Source organism: Bradyrhizobium sp. NP1 (genome assembly GCF_030378205.1).
Lineage (GTDB): Bacteria > Pseudomonadota > Alphaproteobacteria > Rhizobiales > Xanthobacteraceae > Bradyrhizobium.
Genome location: NZ_CP127385.1, coordinates 6,922,382 through 6,947,257, shown reverse-complemented (window position 1 = coordinate 6,947,257; position 24,876 = coordinate 6,922,382). Strand labels below are relative to the sequence as shown.

33 protein-coding genes are annotated in these 24,876 nt (G+C 66.1%); 25 read left to right on the top strand and 8 right to left on the bottom strand.

The features are described from left to right. Positions 1–100: 100 nt before the first annotated feature. Both QOU61_RS33610 and QOU61_RS33605 read right to left on the bottom strand, forming a co-directional pair. The gene (locus QOU61_RS33610) at positions 101–1,525 is read right to left on the bottom strand and encodes a methyl-accepting chemotaxis protein (RefSeq protein WP_289655463.1); all 1,425 of its coding nucleotides are present in this window, start codon (positions 1,523–1,525) and stop codon (positions 101–103) included. After that, positions 1,522–3,276, bottom strand: coding sequence for a methyl-accepting chemotaxis protein (locus QOU61_RS33605; RefSeq protein ID WP_289662028.1), 1,755 nt, complete (start codon positions 3,274–3,276; stop codon positions 1,522–1,524). The genes QOU61_RS33610 and QOU61_RS33605 overlap by 4 nt, the downstream gene beginning before the upstream one ends. Before the next feature lie 202 nt (positions 3,277–3,478). Between QOU61_RS33605 and QOU61_RS33600 the strand changes: the two genes are divergently transcribed. From QOU61_RS33600 to QOU61_RS33565, 8 genes are all read left to right on the top strand, one after another. Continuing rightward, a complete protein-coding gene (locus tag QOU61_RS33600) occupies positions 3,479–4,225 on the top strand; it encodes a YebC/PmpR family DNA-binding transcriptional regulator (protein WP_289655462.1) in 747 nt (248 codons plus the stop codon). 188 nt (positions 4,226–4,413) lie between these two features. Next, entirely contained in the window at positions 4,414–4,941 is a 528-nt protein-coding gene (gene ruvC / locus QOU61_RS33595; RefSeq protein ID WP_289655461.1) for a crossover junction endodeoxyribonuclease RuvC, read from the top strand. After that, the gene (gene ruvA / locus QOU61_RS33590; protein WP_289655460.1) at positions 4,938–5,555 is read left to right on the top strand and encodes a Holliday junction branch migration protein RuvA; all 618 of its coding nucleotides are present in this window, start codon (positions 4,938–4,940) and stop codon (positions 5,553–5,555) included. The genes ruvC and ruvA overlap by 4 nt, the downstream gene beginning before the upstream one ends. Next, positions 5,552–5,962 (top strand): hypothetical protein, encoded by a 411-nt coding sequence (locus QOU61_RS33585; protein WP_289655459.1) that lies wholly within the window; start codon positions 5,552–5,554, stop codon positions 5,960–5,962. The genes ruvA and QOU61_RS33585 overlap by 4 nt, the downstream gene beginning before the upstream one ends. Next, entirely contained in the window at positions 5,959–7,005 is a 1,047-nt protein-coding gene (gene ruvB, locus QOU61_RS33580; RefSeq protein ID WP_289655458.1) for a Holliday junction branch migration DNA helicase RuvB, read from the top strand. Before QOU61_RS33585 ends, ruvB begins: the two co-directional genes overlap by 4 nt. A 98-nt stretch (positions 7,006–7,103) precedes the next feature. Further along, positions 7,104–8,021 (top strand): metallophosphoesterase, encoded by a 918-nt coding sequence (locus tag QOU61_RS33575; RefSeq protein ID WP_289655457.1) that lies wholly within the window; start codon positions 7,104–7,106, stop codon positions 8,019–8,021. Between the two features lie 128 nt (positions 8,022–8,149). Next, on the top strand, positions 8,150–8,551 hold the full coding sequence (ybgC, locus tag QOU61_RS33570; protein ID WP_289662027.1) for a tol-pal system-associated acyl-CoA thioesterase: 402 nt from the start codon (positions 8,150–8,152) through the stop codon (positions 8,549–8,551). Positions 8,552–8,638: 87 nt separating this feature from the next. Then, complete coding sequence (locus tag QOU61_RS33565) at positions 8,639–9,106, top strand: nuclear transport factor 2 family protein (RefSeq protein ID WP_289655456.1); 468 nt, start codon at positions 8,639–8,641, stop codon at positions 9,104–9,106. A 47-nt stretch (positions 9,107–9,153) separates the two neighbouring features. Here the strand turns inward: QOU61_RS33565 and QOU61_RS33560 are convergent, their stop codons facing one another. Beyond that, complete coding sequence (locus QOU61_RS33560) at positions 9,154–9,798, bottom strand: glutathione binding-like protein (protein ID WP_289655455.1); 645 nt, start codon at positions 9,796–9,798, stop codon at positions 9,154–9,156. Positions 9,799–9,893: 95 nt separating this feature from the next. Here QOU61_RS33560 and QOU61_RS33555 point away from each other — a divergent pair, with 95 nt between their 5' ends. The 6 genes from QOU61_RS33555 to QOU61_RS33530 all read left to right on the top strand — a co-directional run bounded on the left by QOU61_RS33555 (position 9,894) and on the right by QOU61_RS33530 (position 14,077). Beyond that, entirely contained in the window at positions 9,894–10,562 is a 669-nt protein-coding gene (locus QOU61_RS33555; protein ID WP_289655454.1) for a TetR/AcrR family transcriptional regulator, read from the top strand. Between the two features lie 208 nt (positions 10,563–10,770). Beyond that, positions 10,771–11,139: a YciI family protein gene (locus QOU61_RS33550; protein WP_289655453.1), complete on the top strand. Its 369-nt coding sequence runs from the start codon at positions 10,771–10,773 to the stop codon at positions 11,137–11,139. Continuing rightward, positions 11,136–12,428 (top strand): RNA polymerase sigma factor, encoded by a 1,293-nt coding sequence (locus QOU61_RS33545; protein WP_289655452.1) that lies wholly within the window; start codon positions 11,136–11,138, stop codon positions 12,426–12,428. Before QOU61_RS33550 ends, QOU61_RS33545 begins: the two co-directional genes overlap by 4 nt. Positions 12,429–12,611: 183 nt before the next feature. Beyond that, positions 12,612–13,025, top strand: a complete 414-nt coding sequence (locus QOU61_RS33540; RefSeq protein ID WP_289655451.1) for a DoxX family protein — start codon at positions 12,612–12,614, stop codon at positions 13,023–13,025. Positions 13,026–13,090: 65 nt separating this feature from the next. Then, on the top strand, positions 13,091–13,627 hold the full coding sequence (locus tag QOU61_RS33535; protein ID WP_289655450.1) for an SRPBCC family protein: 537 nt from the start codon (positions 13,091–13,093) through the stop codon (positions 13,625–13,627). A gap of 42 nt (positions 13,628–13,669) precedes the next feature. Continuing rightward, on the top strand, positions 13,670–14,077 hold the full coding sequence (locus QOU61_RS33530; RefSeq protein ID WP_289655449.1) for a VOC family protein: 408 nt from the start codon (positions 13,670–13,672) through the stop codon (positions 14,075–14,077). A gap of 70 nt (positions 14,078–14,147) precedes the next feature. Here the strand turns inward: QOU61_RS33530 and QOU61_RS33525 are convergent, their stop codons facing one another. Further along, positions 14,148–14,561, bottom strand: coding sequence for a hypothetical protein (locus QOU61_RS33525; protein WP_502876993.1), 414 nt, complete (start codon positions 14,559–14,561; stop codon positions 14,148–14,150). A gap of 100 nt (positions 14,562–14,661) precedes the next feature. Further along, the gene (cobT, locus tag QOU61_RS33520; RefSeq protein WP_289655447.1) at positions 14,662–15,678 is read right to left on the bottom strand and encodes a nicotinate-nucleotide--dimethylbenzimidazole phosphoribosyltransferase; all 1,017 of its coding nucleotides are present in this window, start codon (positions 15,676–15,678) and stop codon (positions 14,662–14,664) included. A gap of 54 nt (positions 15,679–15,732) precedes the next feature. On the opposite strand from cobT, the gene cobS reads away from it, so the two are divergent. Both cobS and QOU61_RS33510 read left to right on the top strand, forming a co-directional pair. Further along, positions 15,733–16,485, top strand: coding sequence for an adenosylcobinamide-GDP ribazoletransferase (cobS, locus tag QOU61_RS33515; RefSeq protein ID WP_289655446.1), 753 nt, complete (start codon positions 15,733–15,735; stop codon positions 16,483–16,485). A 14-nt stretch (positions 16,486–16,499) separates the two neighbouring features. Then, positions 16,500–17,066: a histidine phosphatase family protein gene (locus QOU61_RS33510; RefSeq protein WP_289655445.1), complete on the top strand. Its 567-nt coding sequence runs from the start codon at positions 16,500–16,502 to the stop codon at positions 17,064–17,066. Between the two features lie 9 nt (positions 17,067–17,075). Here the strand turns inward: QOU61_RS33510 and QOU61_RS33505 are convergent, their stop codons facing one another. Further along, positions 17,076–17,861: an SDR family NAD(P)-dependent oxidoreductase gene (locus QOU61_RS33505; RefSeq protein WP_289655444.1), complete on the bottom strand. Its 786-nt coding sequence runs from the start codon at positions 17,859–17,861 to the stop codon at positions 17,076–17,078. Positions 17,862–17,932: 71 nt separating this feature from the next. Further along, a complete protein-coding gene (locus tag QOU61_RS33500) occupies positions 17,933–18,223 on the bottom strand; it encodes a hypothetical protein (RefSeq protein ID WP_289655443.1) in 291 nt (96 codons plus the stop codon). Positions 18,224–18,405: 182 nt separating this feature from the next. Here QOU61_RS33500 and QOU61_RS33495 point away from each other — a divergent pair, with 182 nt between their 5' ends. Next, on the top strand, positions 18,406–18,792 hold the full coding sequence (locus QOU61_RS33495; RefSeq protein WP_289655442.1) for a cupin domain-containing protein: 387 nt from the start codon (positions 18,406–18,408) through the stop codon (positions 18,790–18,792). Positions 18,793–18,802: 10 nt separating this feature from the next. Here the strand turns inward: QOU61_RS33495 and QOU61_RS33490 are convergent, their stop codons facing one another. Next, entirely contained in the window at positions 18,803–19,309 is a 507-nt protein-coding gene (locus QOU61_RS33490; RefSeq protein ID WP_289655441.1) for a winged helix-turn-helix transcriptional regulator, read from the bottom strand. 133 nt (positions 19,310–19,442) lie between these two features. Between QOU61_RS33490 and QOU61_RS33485 the strand changes: the two genes are divergently transcribed. The 8 genes from QOU61_RS33485 (at position 19,443) to QOU61_RS33450 (ending at position 24,439) form a co-directional block, all read left to right on the top strand. Next, positions 19,443–19,772, top strand: coding sequence for a dihydrofolate reductase family protein (locus QOU61_RS33485; RefSeq protein WP_354142492.1), 330 nt, complete (start codon positions 19,443–19,445; stop codon positions 19,770–19,772). After that, on the top strand, positions 19,763–20,419 hold the full coding sequence (locus QOU61_RS33480) for a glutathione S-transferase family protein (RefSeq protein WP_289655440.1): 657 nt from the start codon (positions 19,763–19,765) through the stop codon (positions 20,417–20,419). Before QOU61_RS33485 ends, QOU61_RS33480 begins: the two co-directional genes overlap by 10 nt. Beyond that, entirely contained in the window at positions 20,420–20,788 is a 369-nt protein-coding gene (locus QOU61_RS33475) for a nuclear transport factor 2 family protein (protein WP_289655439.1), read from the top strand. A 55-nt stretch (positions 20,789–20,843) separates the two neighbouring features. Continuing rightward, complete coding sequence (locus QOU61_RS33470) at positions 20,844–22,052, top strand: serine hydrolase domain-containing protein (RefSeq protein ID WP_289655438.1); 1,209 nt, start codon at positions 20,844–20,846, stop codon at positions 22,050–22,052. A 152-nt stretch (positions 22,053–22,204) separates the two neighbouring features. Further along, complete coding sequence (locus QOU61_RS33465; RefSeq protein WP_289655437.1) at positions 22,205–22,621, top strand: YciI family protein; 417 nt, start codon at positions 22,205–22,207, stop codon at positions 22,619–22,621. Positions 22,622–22,652: 31 nt separating this feature from the next. Beyond that, on the top strand, positions 22,653–23,069 hold the full coding sequence (locus QOU61_RS33460) for a YciI family protein (RefSeq protein WP_289655436.1): 417 nt from the start codon (positions 22,653–22,655) through the stop codon (positions 23,067–23,069). Positions 23,070–23,129: 60 nt separating this feature from the next. Then, the gene (locus tag QOU61_RS33455; protein ID WP_289655435.1) at positions 23,130–23,837 is read left to right on the top strand and encodes a TetR/AcrR family transcriptional regulator; all 708 of its coding nucleotides are present in this window, start codon (positions 23,130–23,132) and stop codon (positions 23,835–23,837) included. Between the two features lie 107 nt (positions 23,838–23,944). Then, positions 23,945–24,439, top strand: coding sequence for a DUF2852 domain-containing protein (locus tag QOU61_RS33450; RefSeq protein ID WP_289655434.1), 495 nt, complete (start codon positions 23,945–23,947; stop codon positions 24,437–24,439). The last annotated feature ends 437 nt before the right edge of the window (positions 24,440–24,876 follow it).

Genomic DNA, 24,876 nt, shown 5'->3' with positions numbered 1-24,876 from the left:
GGGAGCTTTCGCCCGAACGCGTGGGGGCCCGCCACTCTAGTCCAGAATTCGCGAATGGTGCTGAAATAGATGAGGGCGATTCAAACAAGCCCGTCGGGCTTCAGCCCTGCCGGAAGCCCATGCGGAAGGCGCCCCAGCGGCGGCCCTTGACCGTGATCGGCGAGGAAAGGTCCTTCATCAGCACGAACTGGCCGCCGCCCATGTCGCGCCGGTAGGTCTGCAGCAGGAAGGGCCTTGTGCTGGCGGCGACCTTCTTCACCGCGCGATCATTGAACAGCCGCCGGTTGCGGCAGTTGGCATTGTTCCAGACCGGGTCGGGGCCCTGCGGCAGGCGGTAGTTCGGATTGTGCGTCGGGAGGTAGCCGCCCTTGGCCCAGGCGACGCAGAACACGATGCGCGGATCGGATTTCTGCAGCGGGTCCTGGATCTCGGGCAGCACGCGGTCGGTGAAGGCGACGTAGTCGGTGAGATATTGCTTGGGATTGGTGCCTGATATCTCGCGGTAGTTCTCGTCCATCAATTGCGCGAGGCTGATCTCGCCGCGCTCGACCGCTTCCTCGAAGCGCGCCGAGATGCGTTTGGCGGCCTCGATCACGGTGCGGATCAGCGGCGCGTCCGCGGTCTCGATGCCGCTGCCCGCGATCTCGGCGATCAGCGCTTCGGAGGTTTCGAGCAGCCTGGCGACCCGCTGGTCGGCGGCTTTCAGCTCGCTCGAGGAGAGATCGACGCCTGCGGCGAGATTGCCGAGCGCCTCGATCACGCTGTCGCAATGGGCGAGGTTGGAGGTCGCTGCCTTCGCGACGCCGTCGATCTCGCGTCCCACGGAGGCGAAGCCCTGCTCGACGTGGACGATGATGCGCTGGATCTGGCCTGCGCCTTCGCCGGCGTTCTTGGCGCGCTGCGCGGCGTCGCTGCTCTCGCCGATCAGGCTGCCGACCTGGCCGTCGAGGTCGCGCACGGTATTGCCGATCTGCTGCGTGGCATGGCGCGTCGCCTCGGCGAGCGCCTTCACCTCGTTGGCGACGACGGCAAAGCCCCGTCCGGCCGCGCCCGCGCGCGCCGCCTCGATGGTGGCGTTGAGCGCGAGCAGGTTGGTCTGTTTCGCGATCGCCTCGATCGAGCCGGAGACTTTTGCGACCTCGGTGAGCGCTGTGCCGACCGCGCCCAGCCGCTGCTCGATGCGGCCGACGGCGGCCACGAGCTCGGCGATGTGCTTGACCGCAGTGTCCACCACCGCGCGCGATTGCGTGATTTCGCCGACCGCGGCCGAGGTCGCGCCCTGCACGGCCTGCGAGGCGCCGGCGATGTCGCGGTTGGCGGCGACCATGGTCTCGGCGGTGCGGCGCAGATCGCTGAAGCGCTCCGACTGGTCGGCCACGCGCTGCGCCACGTCCCGCAGATTGCCGGCGACGTCGGCGAGCTCGACGCCGAGGCCGCCGATCTGGTTGGAGAGTTTGGAGACGAGCTGCTCGCTCGCCGTGGGCGCGACGGCGACCGGCTTGAAATCGGCGGGGTGCGCGTTCACAGCCGGTAGGCGGTGCGGAAACCGCCCCAGTGCCGGCCCTGGACGCGGATCGGGACGTCGATCTCGCGCATCATTACCGTCTTGCCGCCGCCCATGTCGCGGGCGTAGCTCTGGATCAGGTAGGTGCGCTGGTTGGTGGCGGCGGCAAGGCCGGCCGGATCGTTGAAGATGCGGCGGTTGCGGCTGTTGGCGGTGTTCCAGGCGACGTCGCCCGGGCGCTGCGGATGCGAGTAGATCTTGTTGTGCACCGGCAGATAGCCGTTGCGGTCGACCATCGCGCAGAACGCCATGCGCGGATCTTTCGCCTGGAAGGCTTCCTGGAGTGCCGGGAGCGCGCGGTCGGCCCAGTCGAGAAACCCGGTGCGGTATTGCACGGGGTCGGTGCCTTCGATCGCGACATAGTCGGTGTCGAACAGGTCTTCCAGCGAGACCGCACCGCGCGCGACCGCGTCCTCGAACAGTTTTGTCAGCGCGACGCCGGCTTCCATGGCGCGCGCGACGAATTCGGCGTTCTCGTCGTGGATCGCCCACAATTTGTCTTCGATCTTCTCGCGCGCGGCCGCATCGAGCCGCTCGAAGAACGCCTGCGCGCCCGCTTTCGCCCGCTCGCCGATGCGGATGCGGCAGGCGCCGACGCCCTCAAGGCTCGCCTCAAGGCGTTCGCCTGAAACGAGCCGGTCGGCGTCGGCGCCGCCGATCAGGACGCCCGTGCTCGAAATCTCGTAGACCGGCGCGTTGATCATGCCGCGCGCAGTCGTGATCTCGATCTTGAGGCTGCAGGGCAGCTTCTGCTCCTTGTGGCCGTGGTTGGCCTCGCCGCGGCGCAGCAGCACCGCGCAGCGCGCCTTCAATTTCTGCGCAAAGCCGGTGACGGCCTTGCCGGCATTGGCGACGCTCTCGCCATGCGCCTCGGCCTCCTTGGTCGCGGAATCGATCTCGCCGGCACTGGTGCCGACCGAAACGATGAAGCTCGATGCGGTGGCCGCATTGGTCGACATCTCGCCAGTGGTGGCGTTCTGCTCGGCGACGGCGCTGTTGACGTTGGCGAACACCGGGCGGATCGCCTCGATCGCCTGCGAGATGCGGTCCATGGCATCCGCCGAGCCCGCCGCATCCTTCTGCAGCGCGTCGATCTTCCTGGTGATCTCTTCGGTCGCGTTCCGGGTCTGCACCGCCAGCGCCTTGACCTCGGAGGCGACCACGGCAAAGCCGCGTCCCGCTTCGCCGGCGCGCGCGGCTTCGATGGTGGAGTTGAGCGCCAGCAGGGTGGTCTGCTTGGCGATCTGGGCGATCAGGTTGACGACATTGCCGATCGCGGCCGAGGATTCGCGCAGGCGGTCGACGGTGCGGCGGGCTTCCTGCGCGGCGGCGCTCGCCTGGTCGGCGAGCTTGCCGGCGTCGCGGACCTGGGCCCCGATTCCCTCGGCCGAATGGGTGAATTTCTCGGCGGCCTGCGAGAAGCTTGAGGCGGTGCTTTGCGCATCGCTGGCGCGCCCGGTGAGCGCGTCGGTGCGCTGGCGGATGGTGGCAAGGGTCGCGGCGGTGGCCTCGGCCCCGCCCGCCACGGAATTCGCGGCCCGCTCGAGCTGGCGGATCATCGCCCCGAGCTCGAGTTCGAGGAGTTCCAGGATCTCCCTGGCGGCGTCGCCCGGCGCGGGGGCTTCGGCCACGGCAACGGGCTTTGCCGCCTCATGCGCAAGCGCAGGCGCGGGCGGTTCGGGCAGCCGTTTTCGAAACAGGCCGAATGCCATGGGGCTCTCGGAGCGCAGCAAAGGACGCGGCATCCTCGCACCTCCGCATGAAGTCATGGTTAAGATCTGCCTCACGAGCAGGCGCACGGTCCCCTACTTTGGTACCAGAAAAAGCCCGAAATCTTTGATTTGAGGCCAGTGGGGGCCTATAAGGCCCCGCCCAGCCCCTCCATTTTTCAGGACGAGACGCAAGAGACCCCGCATGGCCGGCCATTCCCAATTCAAGAACATCATGCACCGCAAGGGGCGGCAGGATGCCCAGAAATCGAAGCTTTTCGGCAAGCTCGCGCGGGAAATCACGGTCGCTGCCAAGCTCGGGACGCCCGATCCGGCGATGAATCCCCGCCTGCGTGCGGCGGTGGTCGCCGCAAGGCAGGAGAACATGCCGAAGGACAATATCGAGCGCGCAATCAAGAAGGCGCTCGGCGGTGAGGGCGAGAACTATGACGAGATCCGTTACGAGGGCTATGGCCCCGGCGGCGTCGCCGTCATCGTCGAGGCCTTGACCGACAACCGCAACCGCGCCGCCTCCGATATCCGCTCCTTCTTCACCAAGGCCGGCGGCAATCTCGGCGAAACCGGCTCGGTTTCCTTCATGTTCGACCGCACCGGCATCATCGAATATGACGCCGGCGTCGCCTCCGCCGACGCCATGCTGGATGCCGCGATCGATGCCGGCGCCGACGACGTGATCTCGAGCGAAGCGGGCCACGAGATCTACGCCTCGCAGGAGAGCCTTCGCGAGGTGGCGAAGGCGCTGGAGGCGAAATTCGGCGAGCCGCGCAAGGCGGCGCTGACCTGGAAGCCGCAGAACACGGTCGCGGTCGACGACGAGACCGGCGAGAAGCTGTTGAAGCTGATGGACATGCTCAACGATCACGACGACGTGCAGAACGTGTTCGCCAATTTCGAGATTTCCGACGCGCTCGTCGCCAAGATGGGCGGCTGAGTTCGCTCTACCGATTCGCGCTGTCATTGCCCGCGAAGGCGGGCAATCCAGTATTCCAGAGGCCAATGTGTTGAACGGCACGGCCGCCGCGTACTGGATACCCCGCCTGCGCGGGGTATGACGACCGGGGCGGGGGATGACGCTCCGTTTGTGTTTCGTTCTCGGTACGCAGGCGGTATCACTAGCCCATGACACCCCAGCCGATTCGCAAGTCCCTCCGCATCATCGGCATCGATCCCGGCCTGCGCCGCACCGGCTGGGGCGTGATCGAGGTCGAGGGCAATCGCCTGGGCTTTGTCGGCTGCGGCTCGGTGGAACCGCCGGACGACCGGCCGCTGGCGAGCCGTCTGCTCGCGATCCATGAGGGACTTGCCGCCGTGCTCGGCAACTTCAAGCCCGAAGAAGCCGCGGTCGAGCAGACCTTCGTCAACAAGGACGGCGTCGCGACGCTCAAGCTCGGCCAGGCCCGCGGGGTTGCCATGCTGGCGCCGGCAATGTTCGGCATCGCGGTGTCGGAATATGCGCCGAACCTGGTGAAGAAGACCGTGGTCGGCGCCGGCCATGCCGACAAGCACCAGATCGCGGTGATGCTGAAGATCCTGCTGCCGAAGGCCGAGCCGCCGTCGCGCGATGCGGCGGATGCGCTCGCGATCGCCATCACGCACGCGCATCACCGCCAGAGCGCCGCGCTGCTGAAGAAGATGGTGGGCGCATGATCGGCAAGCTGAAGGGCCTGATCGATGCCTACGGCGAGGACTTCGTCATCCTCGATGTCGGCGGCGTCGGCTACCAGGTGCATTGCTCGGCGCGCACGCTGCAGGGGCTGCCCGCGCCGGGCGAGGCCGCGGTGCTGTCGATCGAGACCTACGTGCGCGAGGATCAGATCAAGCTGTTCGGTTTCAAGAGCGACGTCGAGCGCGAATGGTTTCGCCTGTTGCAGACCGTGCAGGGCGTCGGCGCCAAGGTGGCGCTGGCCGTGCTCGGCACGCTGCCGCCGGCCGAGCTTGCGAATGCGATCGCGCTGCGCGACAAGGCGGCGGTTTCGCGCACGCCCGGCGTCGGGCCGAAGGTCGCCGAGCGCATCGTCACCGAATTGAAAGACAAGGCGCCGGCCTTCGCCGATGTCGATCCCGCCGTGGTCCATCTGTCCGGCGCGCTCGACGAGCATCGTGCGCCGCGGCCGGTCAGCGACGCGATCTCGGCGCTGGTCAATCTCGGCTATGGCCAGCCGCAGGCGGCGGCCGCGATCGCGGCTGCCGCGCGCAACGCCGGTGATGGGGCCGAGACCGCGCAGCTCATCCGGCTCGGTCTGAAGGAGCTTGCGAAGTGACGCGCTCCATCCACGCTCTGACTGTTGTCTTTTTAGGGACCTTGACTACCGGAGTTCTAGCGACAGTTGCTTTCTCGGCCTCGGGATGCCTGCTTAGTCGCGCTATTCGTTGCTTTTCGATATTGCGCGATGCCGCGGGTGTTGCATTGAGCGGCTTGAAAATCTGGTCGTTGCCGGCCTTTATCGCGGCCGTACTTATTGCGACGGTTGTGCAGGTTCGTGGTTCGACCTCTTGGTGGAATGTTGTCTTCGTGGCGCCCGCGTCGATGTTAGCAAGTGATGTGTTTTTACCGTTTAGTGGCGACTCTATGGATATTCCGGTTCTCGGTGCCGCAAGTCTGGTGCTTTTTGTTGGTATCCAGCTGTCGTGTGTGGCCGGCAACTGGTTCGGCAGGTATCCGATATGAATCCGCCGACTCGCATCGTCACGCCGGAGCGGCGCCACGAGGACGCCGGCGACACCGCGCTGCGTCCGCAAATTCTCTCCGAATTCGTCGGCCAGCAGCAGGCGCGCGCCAATCTCTCCGTCTTCATCGAAGCCGCGCGCAAGCGCAATGAGGCGCTCGACCACGTACTGTTCGTCGGTCCCCCGGGACTCGGCAAGACCACGCTGGCGCAGATCGTGGCGCGCGAGCTCGGCGTCGGCTTTCGCGCCACCTCCGGCCCTGTCATCGCCAAGGCCGGCGATCTCGCGGCGCTCCTCACCAATCTCGAAGAGCGCGACGTGCTGTTCATCGACGAGATCCACCGCCTCAATCCGGCGGTGGAAGAGGTGCTCTATCCCGCGATGGAGGATTTTCAGCTCGACCTCATCATCGGCGAGGGCCCGGCCGCGCGCTCGGTGAAGATCGAGCTGGCGAAGTTCACGCTTGTCGGCGCGACCACGCGCGCCGGGCTTTTGACCAATCCGCTGCGCGACCGTTTCGGCATCCCGATCCGGCTGAACTTCTATACTGTCGAGGAGCTGGAGAAGATCGTCAGCCGCGGCGCGCGCGTGCTTAATGTCGGCATCACCGCTGACGGCGCCAACGAGATCGCGCGCCGTGCCCGCGGCACGCCGCGCATCGCCGGCCGTCTGCTCCGGCGGGTGCGCGACTTTGCGTCCGCCGCGAATGCCGCCTCGATCGATCGCAAGATCGCCGATCACGCGCTCGGCGCGCTCGAGGTCGATGCTGCCGGCCTCGATGCGATGGACCGCCGCTACCTCACCACGATCGCTATGAACTACGGCGGCGGCCCGGTCGGCGTGGAGACGCTTGCCGCGGCGCTGTCGGAGCCGCGCGACGCGATCGAGGACATCATCGAGCCCTATCTGATCCAGTGCGGCTATCTGCAGCGCACCCCGCGCGGACGCCTGCTGACCTCGCATGCCTTCCGCCATCTGGGGCTGGCCGAACCCTCGCGCGATCCGGCGCAATTCGGCCTGTTTGGCGGCGAGAGCGACGACTAGCGCGACGCGGTGTCACGTTAACCACTCGCCGAACGCTTACCGCAATTCCGCTTCAATCTGCTATCATGAACGCCGCGCAGAGCAGAACCGGCCCGTTCATGATCTCACGCCGTCAATTCTTCCAGTCCGTTGGTGGTCTCGGCGTGTTGACCGCCTCGACCGCGGCCTATGGATTCAGCGAGCCGGTGCTGCGGCTCGACGTCACGTCCTATGACGTGCGGCCGCCCCGATGGCCTGCCGATCTCGAACTTAACATTGCTGTGATCGCCGACCTTCACGCCTGCGATCCCTGGATGTCGCTCGATCATATCGACGCGATCGTCCATCGCGCCAATATGCTGAAGCCCGACATCATCATGCTGCTCGGCGACTATGTCGCCGGCCATCACCACATCACGCGCCGCATTCCGGCCGAGGAATGGGCGCGCGTGCTGGCAGGATTGAAGGCGCCGCTTGGCGTACATGCCGTGCTCGGCAATCATGACTACTGGGATGATCACATCGTGCAGCAGAACGGGCAGGGCACCACGGCCGCCCGCCGCGCGATGGAGGCTGCCGGCATTCCCGTCTATGAGAACGACGCCACGCGCCTTGCGAAGAATGGCCGCCCCTTCTGGCTCGCCGGGCTCGGCGATCAGCTTGCATATTTGCCGGCGCGCCGTTTCCGCCCCGTCCGCCGCATCGGCGTCGACGATCTCGGCGCAACGCTTGCCAAGGTCACCGACGACGCACCGCTGATCCTGCTCGCGCACGAGCCTGATGTTGCGGTCCACGTGCCCTCGCGCGTGAGCTTGCAGCTCTCGGGTCATACCCATGGCGGACAGGTGCGGCTGCTCGGCTGGTCGCCCGTGGTGCCCTCGCGTTACGGCAACCGGCTTGCCTACGGCCACGCTCACTTCAATTGCGACATCATCGTCTCCGGCGGACTCGGCTGCAGCATCATGCCGTTCCGCTTCGGCGTGCCGCCCGAAATCGTGCTGGTGAAGGTCTCCGGCTCCGCCCCGGTCGTTTCCTAGTCCCGACAAGTAATTCGCTTGCGGACCGCGCCGAATTTGCGCAAAACGCGCCTTTGCAAGCCAAGCATGGGCCGCACGTGACTACACCTCCTCAGCTCGACGGCGAGATCCGCGACGGCCGTCACCACATGCAGGTCCGCGTCTACTACGAGGACACGGATTTCTCCGGCATCGTCTATCACGCCAATTATCTGCGCTTCATGGAGCGCGGCCGCACCAACCATCTGCGCTTGATGGGCGCCGAGCAGCATGCGCTGTTTGCCGAAGTGGAAACCGAGACGCCCGGTTTTGCCTTCGTGGTGCGCTCGATGACGATCGATTTCCTGAAGCCCGCGCGGATGGACGACGTGCTCGACGTCGTGACCTGGCCGGTTGCGGTGAAGGGCGCCTCCATCACGCTGGCGCAGGAGGTGCGGCGCGGCGCCGACCTCCTGGTCAAGGCCCAGGTGCGCGTTGCCTTCATCAGCGGCGGCCGCGCCCAGCCGATCCCGAGATCGCTGCGCATCCTGATGAAGGCCGATCTGGAATAGTGATCGGCCGATAGGCGAGGGGCCATCGACTCGCGCAACGGCGGCGCTAGATTTCCGGACCGCACGCCAATCGCGCAGGAGGTCATCATGTCGCGTCCGCCGCTGCCACCGTTCACACGCGAAACCGCCGCCCAGAAGGCCCGCATGGCGGAAGATGCCTGGAATTCCCGCGACCCCGAGCGCGTCGCACTCGCCTATACCGAGACGAGCTGCTGGCGCAACCGCGCGGAGTTCTTTGAAGGCCGCGCGGCGATCGTGCAATTCCTGACGCGCAAATGGACCAGGGAGCTGGACTATCGCCTGATCAAGGATCTCTGGGCGTTCGACGGCAACCGTATCGCGGTGCGCTTCCAGTATGAATGGCACGATGCGGGCGGGCAGTGGCACCGCTCCTACGGCAACGAGCAGTGGGAATTCGACGGGCACGGCCTGATGCGCCGGCGCGAGGCCAGCATCAACGACATCGAGATTGCGGAGAAGGATCGCCGCTTCCGCTGGAGCGCGCCGGGCCCGCGGCCAACAGACGTGCCGGGATTGAGCGATAGCCCGTTTTGAAGCTGACGTCGTCCCGGCGTGCGCCGGGACGACGCAGATAGCGTGAACTACGCCGCGGCCTTGTGGCGGGCGATCTCGGCCTTGTAGAGTTCGAATTCCTCGGCGATCGCCTTCGCGACGCTCGGCCGCGCCCGCAGCCGCTCGTAATAGGCTTTCACGGTCGGCCATTTCGCCAGCTCGATCGGCGGCGTCGCCATCGTCCAGTTGATGACGGTGACGAGATAGGCGTCCGCCACGCTGAAATGGTCGAGCAGGAACTCGCGGCCCTTCAGGTAGTTCTCGAGATAATCGAGCCGCGACAGGTTCTTGTCGAGGACGTAGCTCTTCACCTCGGCCGGCGCCTTCCTGTCGAGCACGGGAACGAACAGGCCCTTGTGCAGTTCGGTGCCGATGAAGCAGAGCCATTGCTGCAGGCGGCTGCGCTCCATCCCGGGATTCGCGGCGATGCCGGCCTGCGGGAAGCGGTCGGCGACATATTGCAGGATCGCCGCGTTCTCGGTGAGCACGAGCCCGTCGTCGGTGCGCAGCGTCGGCACCAAGCCGAGCGGGTTGACGCTTCGGAAATCCGAACCGTCCTGCTGCACCACCTTGGTCTTGGGATCGACCTCGAGATAGTTGGCCGCGGCGCCGGCCTCGTACAGCGCAATCCTGGTCGCCATCGAGCAGGCGAGCGGCGAGAAATACAGATCCATCAGTGTCTCCCTGGCGGTTCGACCCGGCGTGCCGGGCGCAGTTGATTTTTATACTGTCTCGCATAATATATCCGTGGTCAAGGATTTTTTGCGATATGGTACAAAAAACGAGAAAGGGCGCGCCGGCCGCGCCAGTGGCGCCACTGCCGCCCAAGCGCCGCGGCAGGCCGCGCGCCTACGAGCCTGATGTCGCGCTCGGCAAGGCGCTCGACCTCTTTCGCACGAGCGGCTTCGCCGCCACCTCGCTCGACGATCTCAGCGTGGCGACCGGCATGAACCGGCCAAGCCTCTACGGCGCCTTCGGCGACAAGCGCGAGCTCTACATCAAGAGCTATCAGCGCTACCGCGACGACGCGCGCGCGGCGATGCTCGACATCTTCCGCGACGAAATGCCGATCCGCAAACGGCTGGAGCGCATCTATGCGGTGGCGCTCGACATCTACGTTTCCGGCGAAGCCGGACCGCGCGGCTGCTTCACCGTGATGACGGCGGCGTCCGAAGCGGTGCTCGACCCCGACATCCGCGGCATGGTGCTCGACGGCTTTGCCGAGCTCGACAAGGCCTTTGCGTCCTGCTTTCGCCGCGCCAGGGAGAACGGCGAGCTGCGTGACGATGCCGATCCGCTCGTGCTGGCGCAGCTTGCCTCCGCGACCATCCACACGCTTGCGATCCGGGCCCGCGCCCGCGTGCCGCGCAAGGAGCTGGAGACGCTGGCAAAGGGCGCGATCGACGTGATGCTCGCTTCCGCGCGCCGGCCCGGCTAGGACCTGCAAGGCCTGGCGACCTCGCCCGCCTACGACCGCCTGGCCGCTTTTGTCGCCTCCATGGTCTGAAGCAGGTCGCGAGGCCTGGGGCCAGCAGGACTCGTGGCGTTGCCGTCGGCGGCCGGTCCCTCACCGCAAATTATTTTCGCTTTGCTGTCGGCTCGGGGCATAGTCGCTCGTCCTTGGCTCAATAGGGGAACTCACGCGCATGCTCTACGCCATTCTCTGCTATCACGACGAGGACTTCGTCGGCTCCTGGAGCAAGGAGCAGGACGCCGCGGTCATGAAGAAGCTTGCTGTGGTGCAGGACAAACTCACCAGGCAGGGCCGGCTCGGGCCGGTGGCGCGGCTGCTGCCGACCACCGCGGCCGCGACGCTGCGCAAGGAGGAGCCGCCCGTGGTGCTCGACGGGCCCTATGCCGAGACCAAGGAGCAGTTGCTCGGCTTTTATGTCGTCGACTGCAAGAATCTGGACGAGGCGCTCGACGTCGCGCGCGAGCTCGGGGCCGCCAATCCCGGCGGCGCTTACGAGATTCGCCCGATCGGCGTGTTCGCGCCCGGGAATGCGCTGAAATGACCGAGGCGGCCTGGATCGATGCCGCATTGACTTCAGCGCGCCCGCAAGCCGTCGGCGCGCTGCTCCGCTATTTCCGCAATCTCGACACCGCAGAGGAGGCGTTCCAGAACGCCTGCCTGCGGGCGCTCAAGACCTGGCCACAAAACGGCCCGCCGCGCGATCCCGCGGCCTGGCTGATCATGGTCGGGCGCAACGTCGCCATCGACGAGGTGCGCCGCTCCTCCAGGCACCAGGCGCTGCCGGAGGACGACCAGGCGATCTCCGACCTCGACGACGCCGAGTCCGCCATTGCCGAGCGGCTCGACGGCTCGCATTACCGCGACGACATCCTGCGGCTCCTGTTCATCTGCTGCCATCCGGAGCTGCCGGCGACCCAGCAGATCGCGCTTGCCTTGCGCATCGTGTCGGGCCTGAGCGTCAAGCAGATCGCGCGCGCCTTTCTGGTCAGCGAAGCCGCGATGGAGCAGCGCATCACCCGCGCCAAGGCGCGCGTCGCCGGCGCCAAGGTGCCGTTCGAGACGCCGGGCGCAATGGAGCGGGGCGAGCGGCTCGCTTCCGTCGCCGCGATGATCTACCTGATCTTCAACGAGGGCTATTCGGCGAGCGGCGACACCGCGGAAATCCGAAAACCCCTGTGCGAGGAAGCGATCCGCCTGGCGCGGCTGCTGCTGCGGCTGTTTCCGAGCGAGCCGGAGATCATGGGACTGGCGGCGCTGCTAATGCTGCAGCATGCGCGCGCCGCGGCCCGTTTCGACGCCGATGGCGCGGTGATCCTGCTCGAGGATCAGGATCGTTCGCAGTGGAATCAGCCGATGATCGCCGAAGGGCTGGCGCTGATCGACAAGGCGATGCGCCATCGCCGCAGCGGGCCCTATCAGGTGCAGGCGGCGGTTGCCGCGCTGCATGCGCGGGCGGAAAGGCCCGAGGATACCGACTGGAAGCAGATCGACCTGCTCTATGGCGCGCTCGAAATCATGCAGCCGTCGCCGGTGGTGACGCTGAACCGCGCGGTTGCGGTCTCCAAGTCGCGGGGACCTGCGGCCGCGCTCGAGATGATCGAGCCGCTGGCGGCGCGGCTGTCGAACTACTTCCATTATTTCGGCGTGCGCGGCGCGCTGTTGATGCAGCTGGGCCGCAACGACGAGGCGCGGGTGGCGTTCGACCGCGCCATCGCGCTCGCCAATACCTCGGCCGAGGCAGCCCACATCCGCATGCATCTCGACCGGCTGATCCGCGACAGCCAGCCCGGCGCGGCCAGGGACGGCAGCAAGGCCGGCAAGAAGAGCTGAACGGGGTCGCGCCGGCGGCCCTGCCATCTGCTGACAAAAGCGCCGCTCTCCTTGCAGCCTCCGATCCCGAACCCGCAATCCGGCAACGAAAAATGCCGCTTCCGCAAAATTCTTTTACCGCTCCTGTCGGCCGGCGCGCCCCTCGTTCGTCTATTGGGCAAGGCATCACCAACGGAGCAAGTCATGTCCATCGTTACCGAGACCGCGCCGGTCTCAAGACCGGCCACTCTACTGGGCCGCATCTTAAGCGGCCTCGTCATCGTCTTCCTGCTGTTCGACGGAGCGATCAAGCTCGTGCCGTGGCCGGTTGTCACGGAAGGGATGGACAAGATGGGCTACGGTGCGAGCGAAACGCTGGCGCGCAGCCTCGGAATCATCACGATCGTCTGCACGCTGCTCTACGCGGTGCCGCCGACTTCGATCCTCGGCGCCATCCTGCTGACGGGCTATCTCGGCGGGGCGATCGCCTCGCATGTCCGGGTCGGCAGCCCGCTGTTCAGCCATGTGCTGTTCGGGCTGTATCTCGGAGTGATGGTGTGGGGCGGGCTGTGGCTGCGCGACAGGCGGATGCGCGAGCTGCTGCCGTTCCGGTACTGAAATCGCTCCCTCCTCCGGCTAAAAAGGGGGAGGGAGCATCGCAAGGGAATCAAGGGAGCCTCTCCATGTACACGAGCCTCGTCATCATCGCGGTCGTGATCGCGCTCGCCATCGCGATCGTGCTGATCCTCGCCGCCACCAAGCCCGATACGTTCAGCATCCAGCGCGGCGCCGTGATCAGGGCGCCGGCCGAGGCGATCTTCCCCTTGATCGCCGACTTTCATCAGTGGCGCGGCTGGTCGCCGTGGGAGGACAAGGATCCCGAGCTCAAGCGCAGCTACAGCGGGCCGGAAAGCGGCAAGGGCGCCGCCTACGCCTGGGAGGGCAACAAGAATGTCGGCTGCGGGCGCATGGAGATACTCGAGGCGACCGCGCCCTCGAAGATCAAGATCAAGCTCGATTTCCTCAAGCCGTTCGAAGCCCACAACACCGCCGAATTCAGCCTGCTGCCGCAGGGCGATGCGACCACCGTCAACTGGGTCATGAGCGGCCCCGCGCCGTTCCTGTCGAAGATGATGCAGGTGGTCATGAACATGGACCGGATGATCGGCAGGGATTTCGAAGCCGGCCTCGCGAACCTGAGAAAGCTCACCGAGAAGTAGACGCCTCCGCCGGCTCGCCGGCAATCACCCGAGGAGCAAACGATGATCAATCCCTATCTGTTCTATCAGGGCCAGTGCGAAGCCGCGTTCAAGTTCTACGAGAAGACGCTGGGCGCAAAGATCGAGGCCCTGCTTCGCAACACCGATGCGCCGCCGGACATGCCGTGTCCGGCGGAGCGCAAGAACCAGATCATGCACGGCAAGATCTCGATCGACGGCCAGGTGCTGATGGCCTCCGATGCGCCGCCGGAGCATTTTCACAAGCCGCAGGGCTTCTCGATCTCGCTCGAGGTCAAGGATCCCGGCGAGGCCGAGCGCAAGTTCACCGCGCTTGCCGCAGGCGGCAGCGTCACCATGCCGTTTGGCAAGACCTTCTTCGCCAAGGGCTTTGGTATGTGCACCGACCAGTTCGGCATTCCGTGGATGGTCATTTCGCCGATGGAAATGTGAGCCAGTCCTTCGGCCCCGAAGTTCGCAAACGAGCCCCGCCGCAAAATGATGCGAACTTCGGGTCCGGGCACTAGCGGCAGGAATGATAGATCGCGGCGAGCTCGCGGCCGCGCAATACCAGCAGGCGCGAGGTCAGTCCGCCGCGCCGGCTGATCCAGTTCCGCACCGGTTCCGGATAGGCCTGCAGCACGAGGTCGGAGGCTTCCGGTTCGGCATAGCTGCGGCCGCGCCGGTCGATCGAACGGGCGGCGTGGAAACCGAGCGCGGCACGGCGCGTCACGCAGATGCGGTCGCTCGGCACCATGCTGAGCACCAGCGTGCAGGCCGACATGCAGGGTCCGTCGATCACGACGCGTTCGCCGGAATTGCGGATCTGTTCGAAAAGATCGAGGAAGGGGCCGACCTGTCCGCCGGGGCTTGAGAGAATGCGCACGTCGGCTTCGGCCGGCGCGAGCGCCATAGCGCAGAGCGCGGCCGCAACCATCACCGCTTTCAGGACCACGCCTCGCATCGGTCTTCCGCGTCGAATGCGTCACCATCGGCACTATAGACCTAATCAGCGCTCGCGTCTGCGCTAGGAAACATTAACCTTGCGCGTCGGAGACGCCTGCCTCGGCAAACGTCGCCATGCCGTTGTGGCATGCCACCGCGGCGCGCAGCAGCAACAGCGCCGTGGCGGCGCCGGAGGCCTCGCCAAGCCGCATCTCGAGATCGAGCAGCGGGTCGAGGCCGAGTTCGTGCAGCAGGGCGCGGTGTCCGGATTCCGCGGAGACGTGGGCGGCACGGCAATGCGCAGTCATGGCGGCTTCGAGGCGTGCCAGCGGCAGGATCGCGGCAGTGGCGACGAAGCCGTCGAGCAGCACCGGAATACGATGCCGACGCGCGGCCAGCACCGCGCCGAGGATGGCGGCAAGCTCGCGGCCGGAGAGCGCCGCCGCGACGGCCAGGGGATCGCCGAGACGATCGCGATGGAGGGCGAGCGCGGCTTCGATCACGGCGCGCTTGCGTGCCAGGCCGTCGTCGTCGACGCCGGTTCCGCGGCCAACCCATCGCTCCGGTCCGCCACCGAGCAGCGCCGCGCAGAGCGTCGCGGCCGCCGTGGTGTTGGCGATTCCCATTTCGCCGACTGCGAGCAGGTCGCAATCCTCGGGCACCGTGCGGTAGCCGATCGCAACGGCCGCGAGGAACTCTTCCGCCGTCATGGCGGGGGCGGTCGTGAAGTCGCGTGTTGGCCGATCGAGCTCGATCGGCACCACGCGCAGCTCGGCGCCAGCGAGGCCGGCGAGCTGGTTGATCGCAGCACCCCCGGCTTCGAAATTGGCCACCATCTGCGCGGTGACGGCGGCCGGATATGCGGAGACGCCGCGCGCGGCGACGCCGTGATTGCCGGCGAACACCGCGATCACAGCCCGATCGAGCCGTGGCCGCTCGCGGCGTTGCCAGCGCGCGAGCCAGATCGCCAGCGCCTCCAGCCGGCCGAGGCTCCCGGGCGGCTTGGTCAGGACCCGCTGCCGCGTCATGGCCGCTTCGCCGAAGCGCTCGTCGCCCGGTGGCAGGTCGCGACAGAAGGCGCGGATGTCGTCTAGACTGGCGAATGTCATGCGATTCCCTGGTCGAGCGGGCTTGCAGGCAAAACAAATCCGGGGCTCTGTAGCATGAATGAGTGGCTCGACGACCTCAAAACCGCGATCGCATTTCTGACCCGGTTGCCGGTGCCGCAGGCGGATGGCGCAAGGCCCGCCAATTTCGCGCGCGCGGGCCGGTTGTTTCCCGTCGTCGGCGCGGGCATCGGTGCAGTCATCGGGCTGGTCTGCCTGATCCTGCGCAGCGCCAACGTTCCTGAGCTTGCCGCCGCCACGCTCGCGCTTGGCTGCGGGGTGCTCCTGACCGGCGCGCTGCACGAGGACGGGCTCGCCGACGTCGCCGATGGTTTTGGCGGCGGCAACGATACGGCGACGAAGCTCGCGATCATGCGCGACAGCCGGATCGGCACCTATGGCGTGCTGATCCTGCTGGTCGGCTTCACGACCAAGGTCTGCACGCTCGCCGTGCTGCCGGATGGCGTGATCGTGCCGGGCGTCGTGGCGGCGCATGCGCTGGCGCGCGCCGTGCTGCCGGCGGTCGCGATGAACCTGCCTTATGCGCGAAGCGACGGGCTTGCGGCCGGCGCCGGCCGGCCCGACCTTTCGATCGTGGTGACCGCGGCCGCCATCGCCGTGCTCTTCGCGCTCCTGCTGCTCCCCTTCGTGGCGGCGCTTTATGCGACGCTGGCAGCTGTTGTCGGCGCCGCCGGCATGGCGCTGCTGGCGCGGCGGCAGATCGGCGGCCAGACCGGCGACGTGCTCGGCGCCACCGAGCAGGTCGCGGAAACCTTTATCCTCGTGCTGCTCGCCGCGCGGTTCAGCTAGTGATGAACGGCAAGATGAACGGCGAAACGAGACTTTGGCTGATCCGGCACGCCCCGGTCGACGGGCCGCGCGGGATCATCCATGGGTCTGAGGCGCCGGCTGATCTCGGCGACGTCGATTCCATCGACGCGCTGAAAGCGCGGCTGCCGGCCGCCGCTGCCGCGTTTTGCAGTCCGGCGCGCCGCACGCGCGAGACCGCATCCGCGCTCGGACTTGCGGCGATCGCGCGCGATGCCTTCCGCGAGCAGGATTTCGGCAGTTGGACCGGCAGGCGCCACGATGAGCTCGCTGCCGAGCTCGGCGCCGCCTATCACGCATTCTGGCAGGCGCCGGCACAGAGCCGTCCGCCCGCCGGCGAAAGCTTTGTCGATCAGCTCGCCCGTGTCGAAGCAGGACTGGCGGACCTTCCGGCCGGCGACGTCGTCCTGGTCGTGCATTCCGGCACGATCCGCGCGGTGCTGGCGATCGCGCTTGGTCTGGCACCCGAAGCGGCGCTGCGCTTCGTCATCGATCCGCTATCGCTGACGCGAATCGACCGCATCGGCAATGGCTGGCGCGTCGCTGCGGTGAACCGGCGCTAAAGAGATTGCTCAGCCGTTGCGGCGCTGGCCGCGCAGCGTCGGCAGGCCGATGCCGGCGGCATCAAAGCCGCCATCGACCGCGAGCACCTGCCCGGTGATGTAGGTCGCGCGCTCCGAGCTCAGGAAATACACCGCCTCGGCCAGTTCCTCTTCCAGCCCGTAGCGGTTGAGCGGGATCGCGTCGTGATAGTCGGCGCGGATCTCGGCGGTGTGCACGGCTTTCGCCATCGCGGTTTCGACCGGTCCCGGTGCTACCGCGTTGACGCGGATGCCCAGCGAAGCGAGCTCGACCGCGAGCTGCTTGGTGAGATGCGCAAGCCCGGCCTTGCTGGTGCCGTAGGCCGAGCGCAGCGTGGATGCGCGCACCGCCGAGATCGAGGTGATGTTGACAATCGCGCCGCCCTGTTCGCGGAGCAGCGGCACCGCTGCCTTGGTGCACAGGAACGGCCCGGTCAGGTTGACCGCGAGCACCCGGTTCCAGTCGGCATCCGAGGTCTCCATCAACGGCGCGAACACCGCGACGCCGGCATTGTTGACGAGCACGTCGAGTCGGCCGAACCGCCGGCCCAGCGCTGCCATCGCGGCGTTGACCGCACCGGCGTCGGCGACGTCGCAGGAAAGCGCGAGCGTGCGCTCCGGCTGCTTCAGCGCTTCGACCGCCGCACCAAGCAGTTCGCCTTCGATGTCGAGCAGCGCCACGCGCCAGCCATCGGCAAGAAAGCGCTTGGCGATGGCAAGTCCGATGCCGCGCGCCGCTCCGGTGACGAGCGCGACCTTGGGCGGGGGAGGGTTCATCGGCAGCCTGTCATGCAGTCATGGTCGGCGAAATGCGGCACTTAAATGCCGCACCCCGCCTCGTGGATCGGTCAAGCCGTTCTGTTCTTGATGGCGCCGACGATGGCGGTGAGAATGGCGCCCGCGACACCGCCGCCGGCCACCTGGCCGACGATGGCACCGATATCCGGCGTTGCGGCGCTGTTGGCAAGAAGCGGTATGAGCATGCCAAGCAGTTGTCCACCGGCGCCACCGCCGATCGCGCCCGCGACGGTGTTGCCGAGCGTGCCAAGGTCAACGTTCTTGGCCGCCCCGGCAACCACATTTCCGCCGATTGCGCCGCTAACGATCTGGATGAGCAGATTGATGAGTAATGCCGACATTACGTGCTACTCCCCCGATCCGGTGTTGCGACTTGCAGATCTGGCACGGCGCCGGACCGTCGCCGGGCGCCGGCAGCTTAGGCGCGGTAGGTAACGGCGTCATGTTGCGTGCGCGAAAACCTGCATGAATGAAGTGGAGAACTCGCCGCGCCGAGTCCGGTGCAAGCGGAAGGAAAACGTCGATGAAAGTGATCGCTTATCAGGATGATGCGCCGGAACGCTGGCGCCCCGGCGTGGAAACGCGCATGGTGGTCTCGGCGCGCAATGGCGCTGGTCAGCTATGCATCTTCGAGCAGCGCGTGGCGCCAGGCGCCGGCGCACCGACCCACCACCATCCGGTCGAGGAGGTGCTGACGGTGCGCGAGGGCGTGGCGGAAATGTGGATCGATCAGGCGCGCGTCACCGTTTCGGCGGGCCAATCGCTGATCATTCCGGCAGGCCGGCTTCACGGCTTCCGCAACTGCGGCAGCGCGGCGCTCCATATCCATGCGGTATTGGCCTCAGCCGTCTTCGAGGCGACGGCCGAGGGCGCAACAGAGGTCACGCGGCGGTGGACCACGGCGTCTTAAGACACTGCAATCACGAAGCCTGCTTCTTCCGCACGACGGCTTCATAGGCGGCCTGCAGGCGCTCGCTCACCGAAGCCCCGGCTTTCCGGCGTTGCTTGATGCCGAGATGAACCTCGCGCAGCTCGTCCATGAACTCGGCCCACATCTTCGGGCCACCGCCGGAGAGCAGTTTCGCGCGGATGCCCAGCTCCTCGCTGACCGGCAGATATTTGTAGCCCCAGCCCGCCATCTGCGCGAGCACGGGCAACAGCTCGATGCCCTTCTCGGTCAGTGAGTAGATTCCCTTCTGCTTGTGCGTGGGATCGTCTTCGCGGCTGATGACGCCCTCGTCGAGCAGGGATTTCAGCCGGTCGGCGAGGATATTGGAGGAGATTCCTTCCTCCGATCTGGTGAGCAGCTCGCGGAAATGCCGCCGGTTTCCGAACATCATGTCGCGGATCACGAGCAGGCTCCATTTGTCGCCAAGCACCTCGAGCGAGAGATTGATCGGACAACCCGAGCGCTGCGCGTCGGTCATGGCTTTGCTCCGGCCTTTCACAGACCGCTTGCAATATCGCACCAGTTATTGCATTCTGCAACCAGTTGCAAAATGCAATCAGTTGGAGCGGCGACGATGGGACGGTTGATGATGTGGGACCCGGTGACGCTGGATGGCTTCGTCGAAGGCGAAAACCGCGAATCTCATGGCATCTCGACGTCTGTTCGGTCCCGACGTTCCTGGGGTTGTCGAGCGGCTGAAGCGGGAAAATGCCAGGGATATCTTGCTGTTCGGCATCGCCGATCTCGCAGCGACTTTATTTCGGCAAGGGCTGATCGACGAATGTCGGATCGGGCTTTGCCCGATCGTCCTCGGCCAAGGCACGCCGCTGTTCAAGCCGGGCATGCGGACCTCAAGCTGCGCGACAGCCGTTCGCTGTCGAGCGGCGTCGTCATCCTGTGCTACGTGCCGGCGCAGCTGTAAGGAGACCCCATGTCGCTGACGTTGCATTTCCACCCCTTGTCGTCCTTCTGCTGGAAGGCGCTGACCGCGCTCTACGAGAACGACACGCCGTTCACGCCCAACCCGGTCAACCTCGGTGACGAAGCCGAGCGCGCCGCGCTGCTGCGATTGTGGCCGATCGGCCGTTTTCCGGTGCTGGAAGACAAGGGCAGGGGCGAGATCGTCCCGGAATCGAGCATCATCATCGAATATCTCGATTCCCATTATCCTGGACGGACACGTTTCCTTTCCGATGATCCGGCTCGCGCGCTGCAGGTCAGGCTGCGGGATCGCTTCTACGACCTCTATGCGCACCTGCCGATGCAGAAGATCGTCGGCGACCGGCTTCGTCCCGCCGACAGCAAGGACCCGCATGGCGTTGCGGAGGCGCGCGGCCAGTTGCGCACCGCCTACCGCATGATCGACGCGCAGATGGAAAAGGGCGGCTGGGCCATGGGCGATGCGTTCACGATGGCCGATTGCGCGGCGCTGCCGGTGCTGTTCTACGGCAACAAGGTCGAGCCGCTCGGCAATAGCCATCAAAACGCCGCCGCCTATCTCGCGCGGCTGTTGGCCCGGCCGTCGGTTGCCCGCGTCATCAAGGAGGCCGAGCCCTATTTTCACATGTTTCCGCAGGAGAACGGCTGAATGTCCGCGCAGCACCGCGCGGATGCGATCCGCGCCATTTTCGCGGCCTATCTCGCCAACGACCGCAAGGCGGTCGAAGACGCGCTGGCCGACGATTTTCGCTTCACCAGCCCTTATGACGACCGGATCGACAAGGCGACCTATTTCGAGCGCTGCTGGAAGGGCAGCGACTGGATCGGCCGGCACGAGCTCGAGCGGATCGTCGTCGACGGCGATGCCGCCTTCGTCACCTATCGCTGCGTCGCCAGGGACGGCACGTCCTTTCGCAACACCGAAGTGTTCGTCTTTGCCTGCGACAAGGTGCGCAGCATCGACGTCTATTTCGGCGCCAGCTACCGCAGCGGGGTCTTCGAGCCGCGGCCGCGATAGCCGCAAGTCGAACACGCCTCCAGCCATCCCGTTCGGATTCGAGGAGAGACAGCAAATGCCGACAGCATCCGGGTCCGGTGGACTATCCGCGGCGCGCCTCGGGCGCATGCATGAGGTGATGGCGGCCCATGTCGCGGCCGGCGCGATGCCGGGCCTGGTGACGCTGGTGAGCCGCGGCGGCGACATTCATGTCGACGTCATCGGCCGCCAGGCCTTCGGCGGCGCGCCGATGCGGCGCGACACCATCTTCCGCATCACCTCGATGACCAAGCCGGTCACCGCGGTCGCCGCCATGATCCTGGTGGAGGAATGCCGGCTCCGGCTCGACGACCCCGTCGATCGCTGGCTGCCGGAACTGGCCGACCGCAAGGTGCTGCGCGCCATCGATGCCGCGGTCGACGACACCGTGCCGGCGCAGCGCGCCATCACGCTGCGCGATCTCCTCACCTTCCGCTTCGGGCTCGGCATGATCATGGCGTTTCCCGACCGCTATCCGATCCAGAGGGCGATCGCGGAAGCGGGCTTTGCGCCGGGTCCGGTGTTTCCGGCGTTTGCGCCCGATGAACTGATGCGGCGCTACGGAGCGCTGCCGCTGGCCTACCAGCCCGGCGAGCGCTGGCTCTATAACGCCGGCACCGAGATCCTCTCCGTGCTGATCGCGCGCGCCGCCGGCATGAGCTTCGGGCAATTCCTGCGCGAGCGCATCTTCGTGCCGCTCGGCATGAAGGATACCGCCTTCCACGTCCCGGCGGAGAAGCGCGATCGCTTCGCGACCAGCTACATGCGCGATCACGCGAGCGGCGAGTTGAAGGTGTTCGATGATCCCGAAAGGGGCAAGTTCGCCAATCCTCCTTTATTCGAGAACGGCAGCGCCGGCCTCGTCTCGACCGCGGATGATTTCAACGCCTTTGCCCAGATGATGCTCAACGGCGGCCGGCTCGGCGCGGAGCGCATCCTGTCGCGTCCTTCAATCGAGCTGATGACGACGGACCAGCTCACGGCAGGGCAGAAGCAGGGTTCGGAGCTGTTCTTCGGCGACAACAGGGGCTGGGGTTTTGGTCTCTCGGTATTCACCCGGCGCGACGACCTTTGCAGCGTGCCCGGACGCTTCGGCTGGGACGGTGGCTACGGCACCTCCTGGTATTCCGATCCAAGGGAAGGCCTGACGGGCATTCTTCTGACCCAGCGGATGATGGATTCGCCGCAGCCGCCGGCCACGCTCTCGGATTTCTGGACGCTCGCCTATCAGGCGATCGACGACTGATCGGCCGGCCCACCGCCGCGGCTCCCGGCGACAAAGCGACGCAATTATCTCAAGAATAATTTTAAAGCCGCTGTCGGGGTCACAAAAGCTCCTTCGTCTTTTCCATGAGTGCCAGCTACTAATCGGCCCGAACCAGACCGACGGAGAGAGTGATGCGATTCATGGTGATTGTGAAGGCCAGCAAGGCTTCCGAAGCCGGCGAGATGCCCAGCACGGAGATGCTGACCGCGATGGGCAAGTTCAACGAGGAGATGGCGAAGGCCGGCGTGATCGAGGCGGGCGAGGGCCTGCATCCCACATCGAACGGCGCGCGGATCAGATATTCCTCGGCCGGCCAGACCAGGGTGACGCGCGGCCCGTTCGCGCTGACAGATGACCTGGTCGCGGGCTTCTGGCTGATCAAGACGAAGTCGCTCGACGAGGCGATCGACTGGATGAAGCGCGCGCCGTTCGACGGCGAGGAGATCGAGATCCGCCAGGTGTTTTCGCCCGAGGATTTCGGCGAGGCGCTGACGCCGGAATTGCGCGAGCAGGAGGCGCGGTTGCGCGCCCAGGCCGCGAAGAAGTAGTCACCGAACCAATTGCGAAGAGGACCCTCCCATGCGTTTCATGATGCTGATGATCCCGCTCGGCTACGAGACCGCCCCGCCGGACGTGAAGCTCGATCCCGAGCGGGTGGCCGCGATGATGCGATACAACGAGGCGCTGAAGGATGCGGGCATCCTGATCACGCTCGACGGCCTGCACCCGCCCTCGATGGGCGCGCGCGTGTCCTTTGCCACCGGCGAGCCGATCGTCACCGATGGCCCGTTCACCGAATCCAAGGAAGTGCTCGGCGGCTACTGGATGATCGAGGTGAAGTCCCGCGAGGAAGCGGTCGAATGGGCCAAAAAGTGCCCGGCCTCGCAAAACGAGATCATCGAAATCCGCCAGGTGCAGGAAATGGCGGATTTCCCCGCCGACGTTCAGGCCGCGGCGGCCGGGTTTCCCGAGCTGCAGAAGTCCCTGCGCGGTTAATTGACTTTCCGCCTCCTCCCTTGGTGACCTTTGCGCCCGGCTCATGTAAAAGCCATTCACATGAGCTGGCGCAAGGATCAGGGCCGCAGCGAACGCGGCTATCATCATGGCAATCTGAAAGAGGCGCTGCTGCAGGCCGCGCTCGACCTGATCGCGCAGAAGGGCGCGGCCGGGTTCACCTTTGCAGACGCCGCGCGCATGGCGGGCGTCAGCCCCGCCGCACCCTACCGCCATTTCCGCGACCGCGATGAATTGCTGTCCTCGATCGCCCAGCGCGGCTTCGAGCAGTTCGAGGCGATGCTGACGGCGGCGTGGGACGACGGCCGGCCCGACACGATCACGGCGTTCGAGCGGGTCGGCAAATCCTATCTGGCGTTCGCCCGCAACGAGCCCGCCTTCTATTCGGCGATGTACGAGTCCGGGCTCCCTGTCGATGTCAATCCGACGCTTCTGACAGCGAGCGAGCGCGCCTTCGGCGTGCTGCGCGCGGCCGCCGAGCGGCTTGCGGCGCTGGTGCCGGCGGGTTCGCCGCGACCGCCGGCAATGATGATGGCGCTGCACATCTGGTCGATGTCGCACGGCGTCGCCTCGCTGTTTGCGCGCGGCGATGCGGCGCGGCGCAAGCTGCCGATGTCGCCGGAGGAATTGCTGGAGGCCGAAGTGCTGATCTACCTGCGCGGGCTGGGCTTCCCGACCGACCGCCGGCCCGCGGATGGGTCGGCTGAGGCCGAAAGCAAGCCCGCCGGCCCCTGGGGCAAGCCAAAATAATTTTTGAGAGGCCCCGGAGCGGCCAGCTTGACAAAACCGGGGGATGGGATAGGTATGTAAATGTTATTTACATTCACAACGGCGTGACGCCGTGATGGAGACGGGAAATGGCCTACACCGCAGATGTCAATCGATGGCGCGGCCCCGAAGAGCCCTACCAGCCTCAGCAGCCCTACCGCCCGCAGATGCTCGAAAGCCCGTGGCATCCGGGCTGGATCATCGTGACCATTCTCGGCTTCCTGATCTGGTGGCCGATCGGACTTGCCCTTCTCTTTTTCACACTCGGGAGCAGAAAGATGTCGTGCTGGAGCCACCAGGATCGCTGGCAGAACAAGATGGAGCGCATGCAGTACAAGATGGAGCGGATGCGCGGCCGCATGGAGCGTCGCGGCTGGGGCTTTGGCCCGCCCACGAGCGGCAATCGCGCCTTCGACGAATACCGCATGGAGACGCTGCAGCGGCTCGAGGAGGAGCAGAAGGAATTCCACGAGTTCCTGAGCCGGCTGCGCCATGCCAAGGACAAGGAGGAGTTCGACGCCTTCATGGCCCAGCATCGCCAGCGCCCGACGCCGCCGAACGATCCGCCGCAGAGCCAGGGTTGATACCGGGCTGATCCGATCAACCGAAGTCAGAGCAGCCTCAGGCGTCCATGCCCCCATAGCGCCTGAGGACCAACGAACCGCCCGCCTGCGCGCCGCGCCGGTGGGCGGTTTGCTTTTTGGCCCGTGGAACCGAGCCCTTTTCGGGCGCTCGGGCGCCGGCCGGTCGGGTGGCGCCTGTCATTGCCTGCTTTCCCCTTGATTTTGCGATATTTTTCGTAAAATGCACCGATCGCGCGATGCCTCATGCCCAAGGGATTGGTCCGCGGCGCTTTCCCGCAGCCAAATTCTCCTTTGGTAACCGCCCGTTAACGACGATCGGCGTCTGGTAGGAGGCGTATCGTCGCGAAAAAAGCCCTTGTTTTGACATCTTGGCAGGGAATGCAGGGCCTCAGGCTTCGGCGGGCCTTCCATGCGACAGAACAGGGGCTTTTCGCGCA

Excerpts from the sequence above, each read along its gene's own strand:
- QOU61_RS33605 (WP_289662028.1), bottom strand. The coding sequence starts at position 3,276 with ATGGCATTCGGCCTGTTTCGAAAACGGCTGCCCGAACCGCCCGCGCCT.
- QOU61_RS33600 (WP_289655462.1), top strand. The coding sequence starts at position 3,479 with ATGGCCGGCCATTCCCAATTCAAGAACATCATGCACCGCAAGGGGCGG.
- ruvC (WP_289655461.1), top strand. The coding sequence starts at position 4,414 with ATGACACCCCAGCCGATTCGCAAGTCCCTCCGCATCATCGGCATCGAT.
- ruvA (WP_289655460.1), top strand. The coding sequence starts at position 4,938 with ATGATCGGCAAGCTGAAGGGCCTGATCGATGCCTACGGCGAGGACTTC.
- ruvB (WP_289655458.1), top strand. The coding sequence starts at position 5,959 with ATGAATCCGCCGACTCGCATCGTCACGCCGGAGCGGCGCCACGAGGAC.
- QOU61_RS33575 (WP_289655457.1), top strand. The coding sequence starts at position 7,104 with ATGATCTCACGCCGTCAATTCTTCCAGTCCGTTGGTGGTCTCGGCGTG.
- ybgC (WP_289662027.1), top strand. The coding sequence starts at position 8,150 with ATGCAGGTCCGCGTCTACTACGAGGACACGGATTTCTCCGGCATCGTC.
- QOU61_RS33565 (WP_289655456.1), top strand. The coding sequence starts at position 8,639 with ATGTCGCGTCCGCCGCTGCCACCGTTCACACGCGAAACCGCCGCCCAG.
- QOU61_RS33560 (WP_289655455.1), bottom strand. The coding sequence starts at position 9,798 with ATGGATCTGTATTTCTCGCCGCTCGCCTGCTCGATGGCGACCAGGATT.
- QOU61_RS33555 (WP_289655454.1), top strand. The coding sequence starts at position 9,894 with ATGGTACAAAAAACGAGAAAGGGCGCGCCGGCCGCGCCAGTGGCGCCA.
- QOU61_RS33550 (WP_289655453.1), top strand. The coding sequence starts at position 10,771 with ATGCTCTACGCCATTCTCTGCTATCACGACGAGGACTTCGTCGGCTCC.
- QOU61_RS33545 (WP_289655452.1), top strand. The coding sequence starts at position 11,136 with ATGACCGAGGCGGCCTGGATCGATGCCGCATTGACTTCAGCGCGCCCG.
- QOU61_RS33540 (WP_289655451.1), top strand. The coding sequence starts at position 12,612 with ATGTCCATCGTTACCGAGACCGCGCCGGTCTCAAGACCGGCCACTCTA.
- QOU61_RS33535 (WP_289655450.1), top strand. The coding sequence starts at position 13,091 with ATGTACACGAGCCTCGTCATCATCGCGGTCGTGATCGCGCTCGCCATC.
- QOU61_RS33530 (WP_289655449.1), top strand. The coding sequence starts at position 13,670 with ATGATCAATCCCTATCTGTTCTATCAGGGCCAGTGCGAAGCCGCGTTC.
- QOU61_RS33525 (WP_502876993.1), bottom strand. The coding sequence starts at position 14,561 with ATGGTTGCGGCCGCGCTCTGCGCTATGGCGCTCGCGCCGGCCGAAGCC.
- cobT (WP_289655447.1), bottom strand. The coding sequence starts at position 15,678 with ATGACATTCGCCAGTCTAGACGACATCCGCGCCTTCTGTCGCGACCTG.
- cobS (WP_289655446.1), top strand. The coding sequence starts at position 15,733 with ATGAATGAGTGGCTCGACGACCTCAAAACCGCGATCGCATTTCTGACC.
- QOU61_RS33510 (WP_289655445.1), top strand. The coding sequence starts at position 16,500 with ATGAACGGCGAAACGAGACTTTGGCTGATCCGGCACGCCCCGGTCGAC.
- QOU61_RS33505 (WP_289655444.1), bottom strand. The coding sequence starts at position 17,861 with ATGAACCCTCCCCCGCCCAAGGTCGCGCTCGTCACCGGAGCGGCGCGC.
- QOU61_RS33500 (WP_289655443.1), bottom strand. The coding sequence starts at position 18,223 with ATGTCGGCATTACTCATCAATCTGCTCATCCAGATCGTTAGCGGCGCA.
- QOU61_RS33495 (WP_289655442.1), top strand. The coding sequence starts at position 18,406 with ATGAAAGTGATCGCTTATCAGGATGATGCGCCGGAACGCTGGCGCCCC.
- QOU61_RS33490 (WP_289655441.1), bottom strand. The coding sequence starts at position 19,309 with ATGACCGACGCGCAGCGCTCGGGTTGTCCGATCAATCTCTCGCTCGAG.
- QOU61_RS33485 (WP_354142492.1), top strand. The coding sequence starts at position 19,443 with ATGGCTTCGTCGAAGGCGAAAACCGCGAATCTCATGGCATCTCGACGT.
- QOU61_RS33480 (WP_289655440.1), top strand. The coding sequence starts at position 19,763 with ATGTCGCTGACGTTGCATTTCCACCCCTTGTCGTCCTTCTGCTGGAAG.
- QOU61_RS33475 (WP_289655439.1), top strand. The coding sequence starts at position 20,420 with ATGTCCGCGCAGCACCGCGCGGATGCGATCCGCGCCATTTTCGCGGCC.
- QOU61_RS33470 (WP_289655438.1), top strand. The coding sequence starts at position 20,844 with ATGCCGACAGCATCCGGGTCCGGTGGACTATCCGCGGCGCGCCTCGGG.
- QOU61_RS33465 (WP_289655437.1), top strand. The coding sequence starts at position 22,205 with ATGCGATTCATGGTGATTGTGAAGGCCAGCAAGGCTTCCGAAGCCGGC.
- QOU61_RS33460 (WP_289655436.1), top strand. The coding sequence starts at position 22,653 with ATGCGTTTCATGATGCTGATGATCCCGCTCGGCTACGAGACCGCCCCG.
- QOU61_RS33455 (WP_289655435.1), top strand. The coding sequence starts at position 23,130 with ATGAGCTGGCGCAAGGATCAGGGCCGCAGCGAACGCGGCTATCATCAT.
- QOU61_RS33450 (WP_289655434.1), top strand. The coding sequence starts at position 23,945 with ATGGCCTACACCGCAGATGTCAATCGATGGCGCGGCCCCGAAGAGCCC.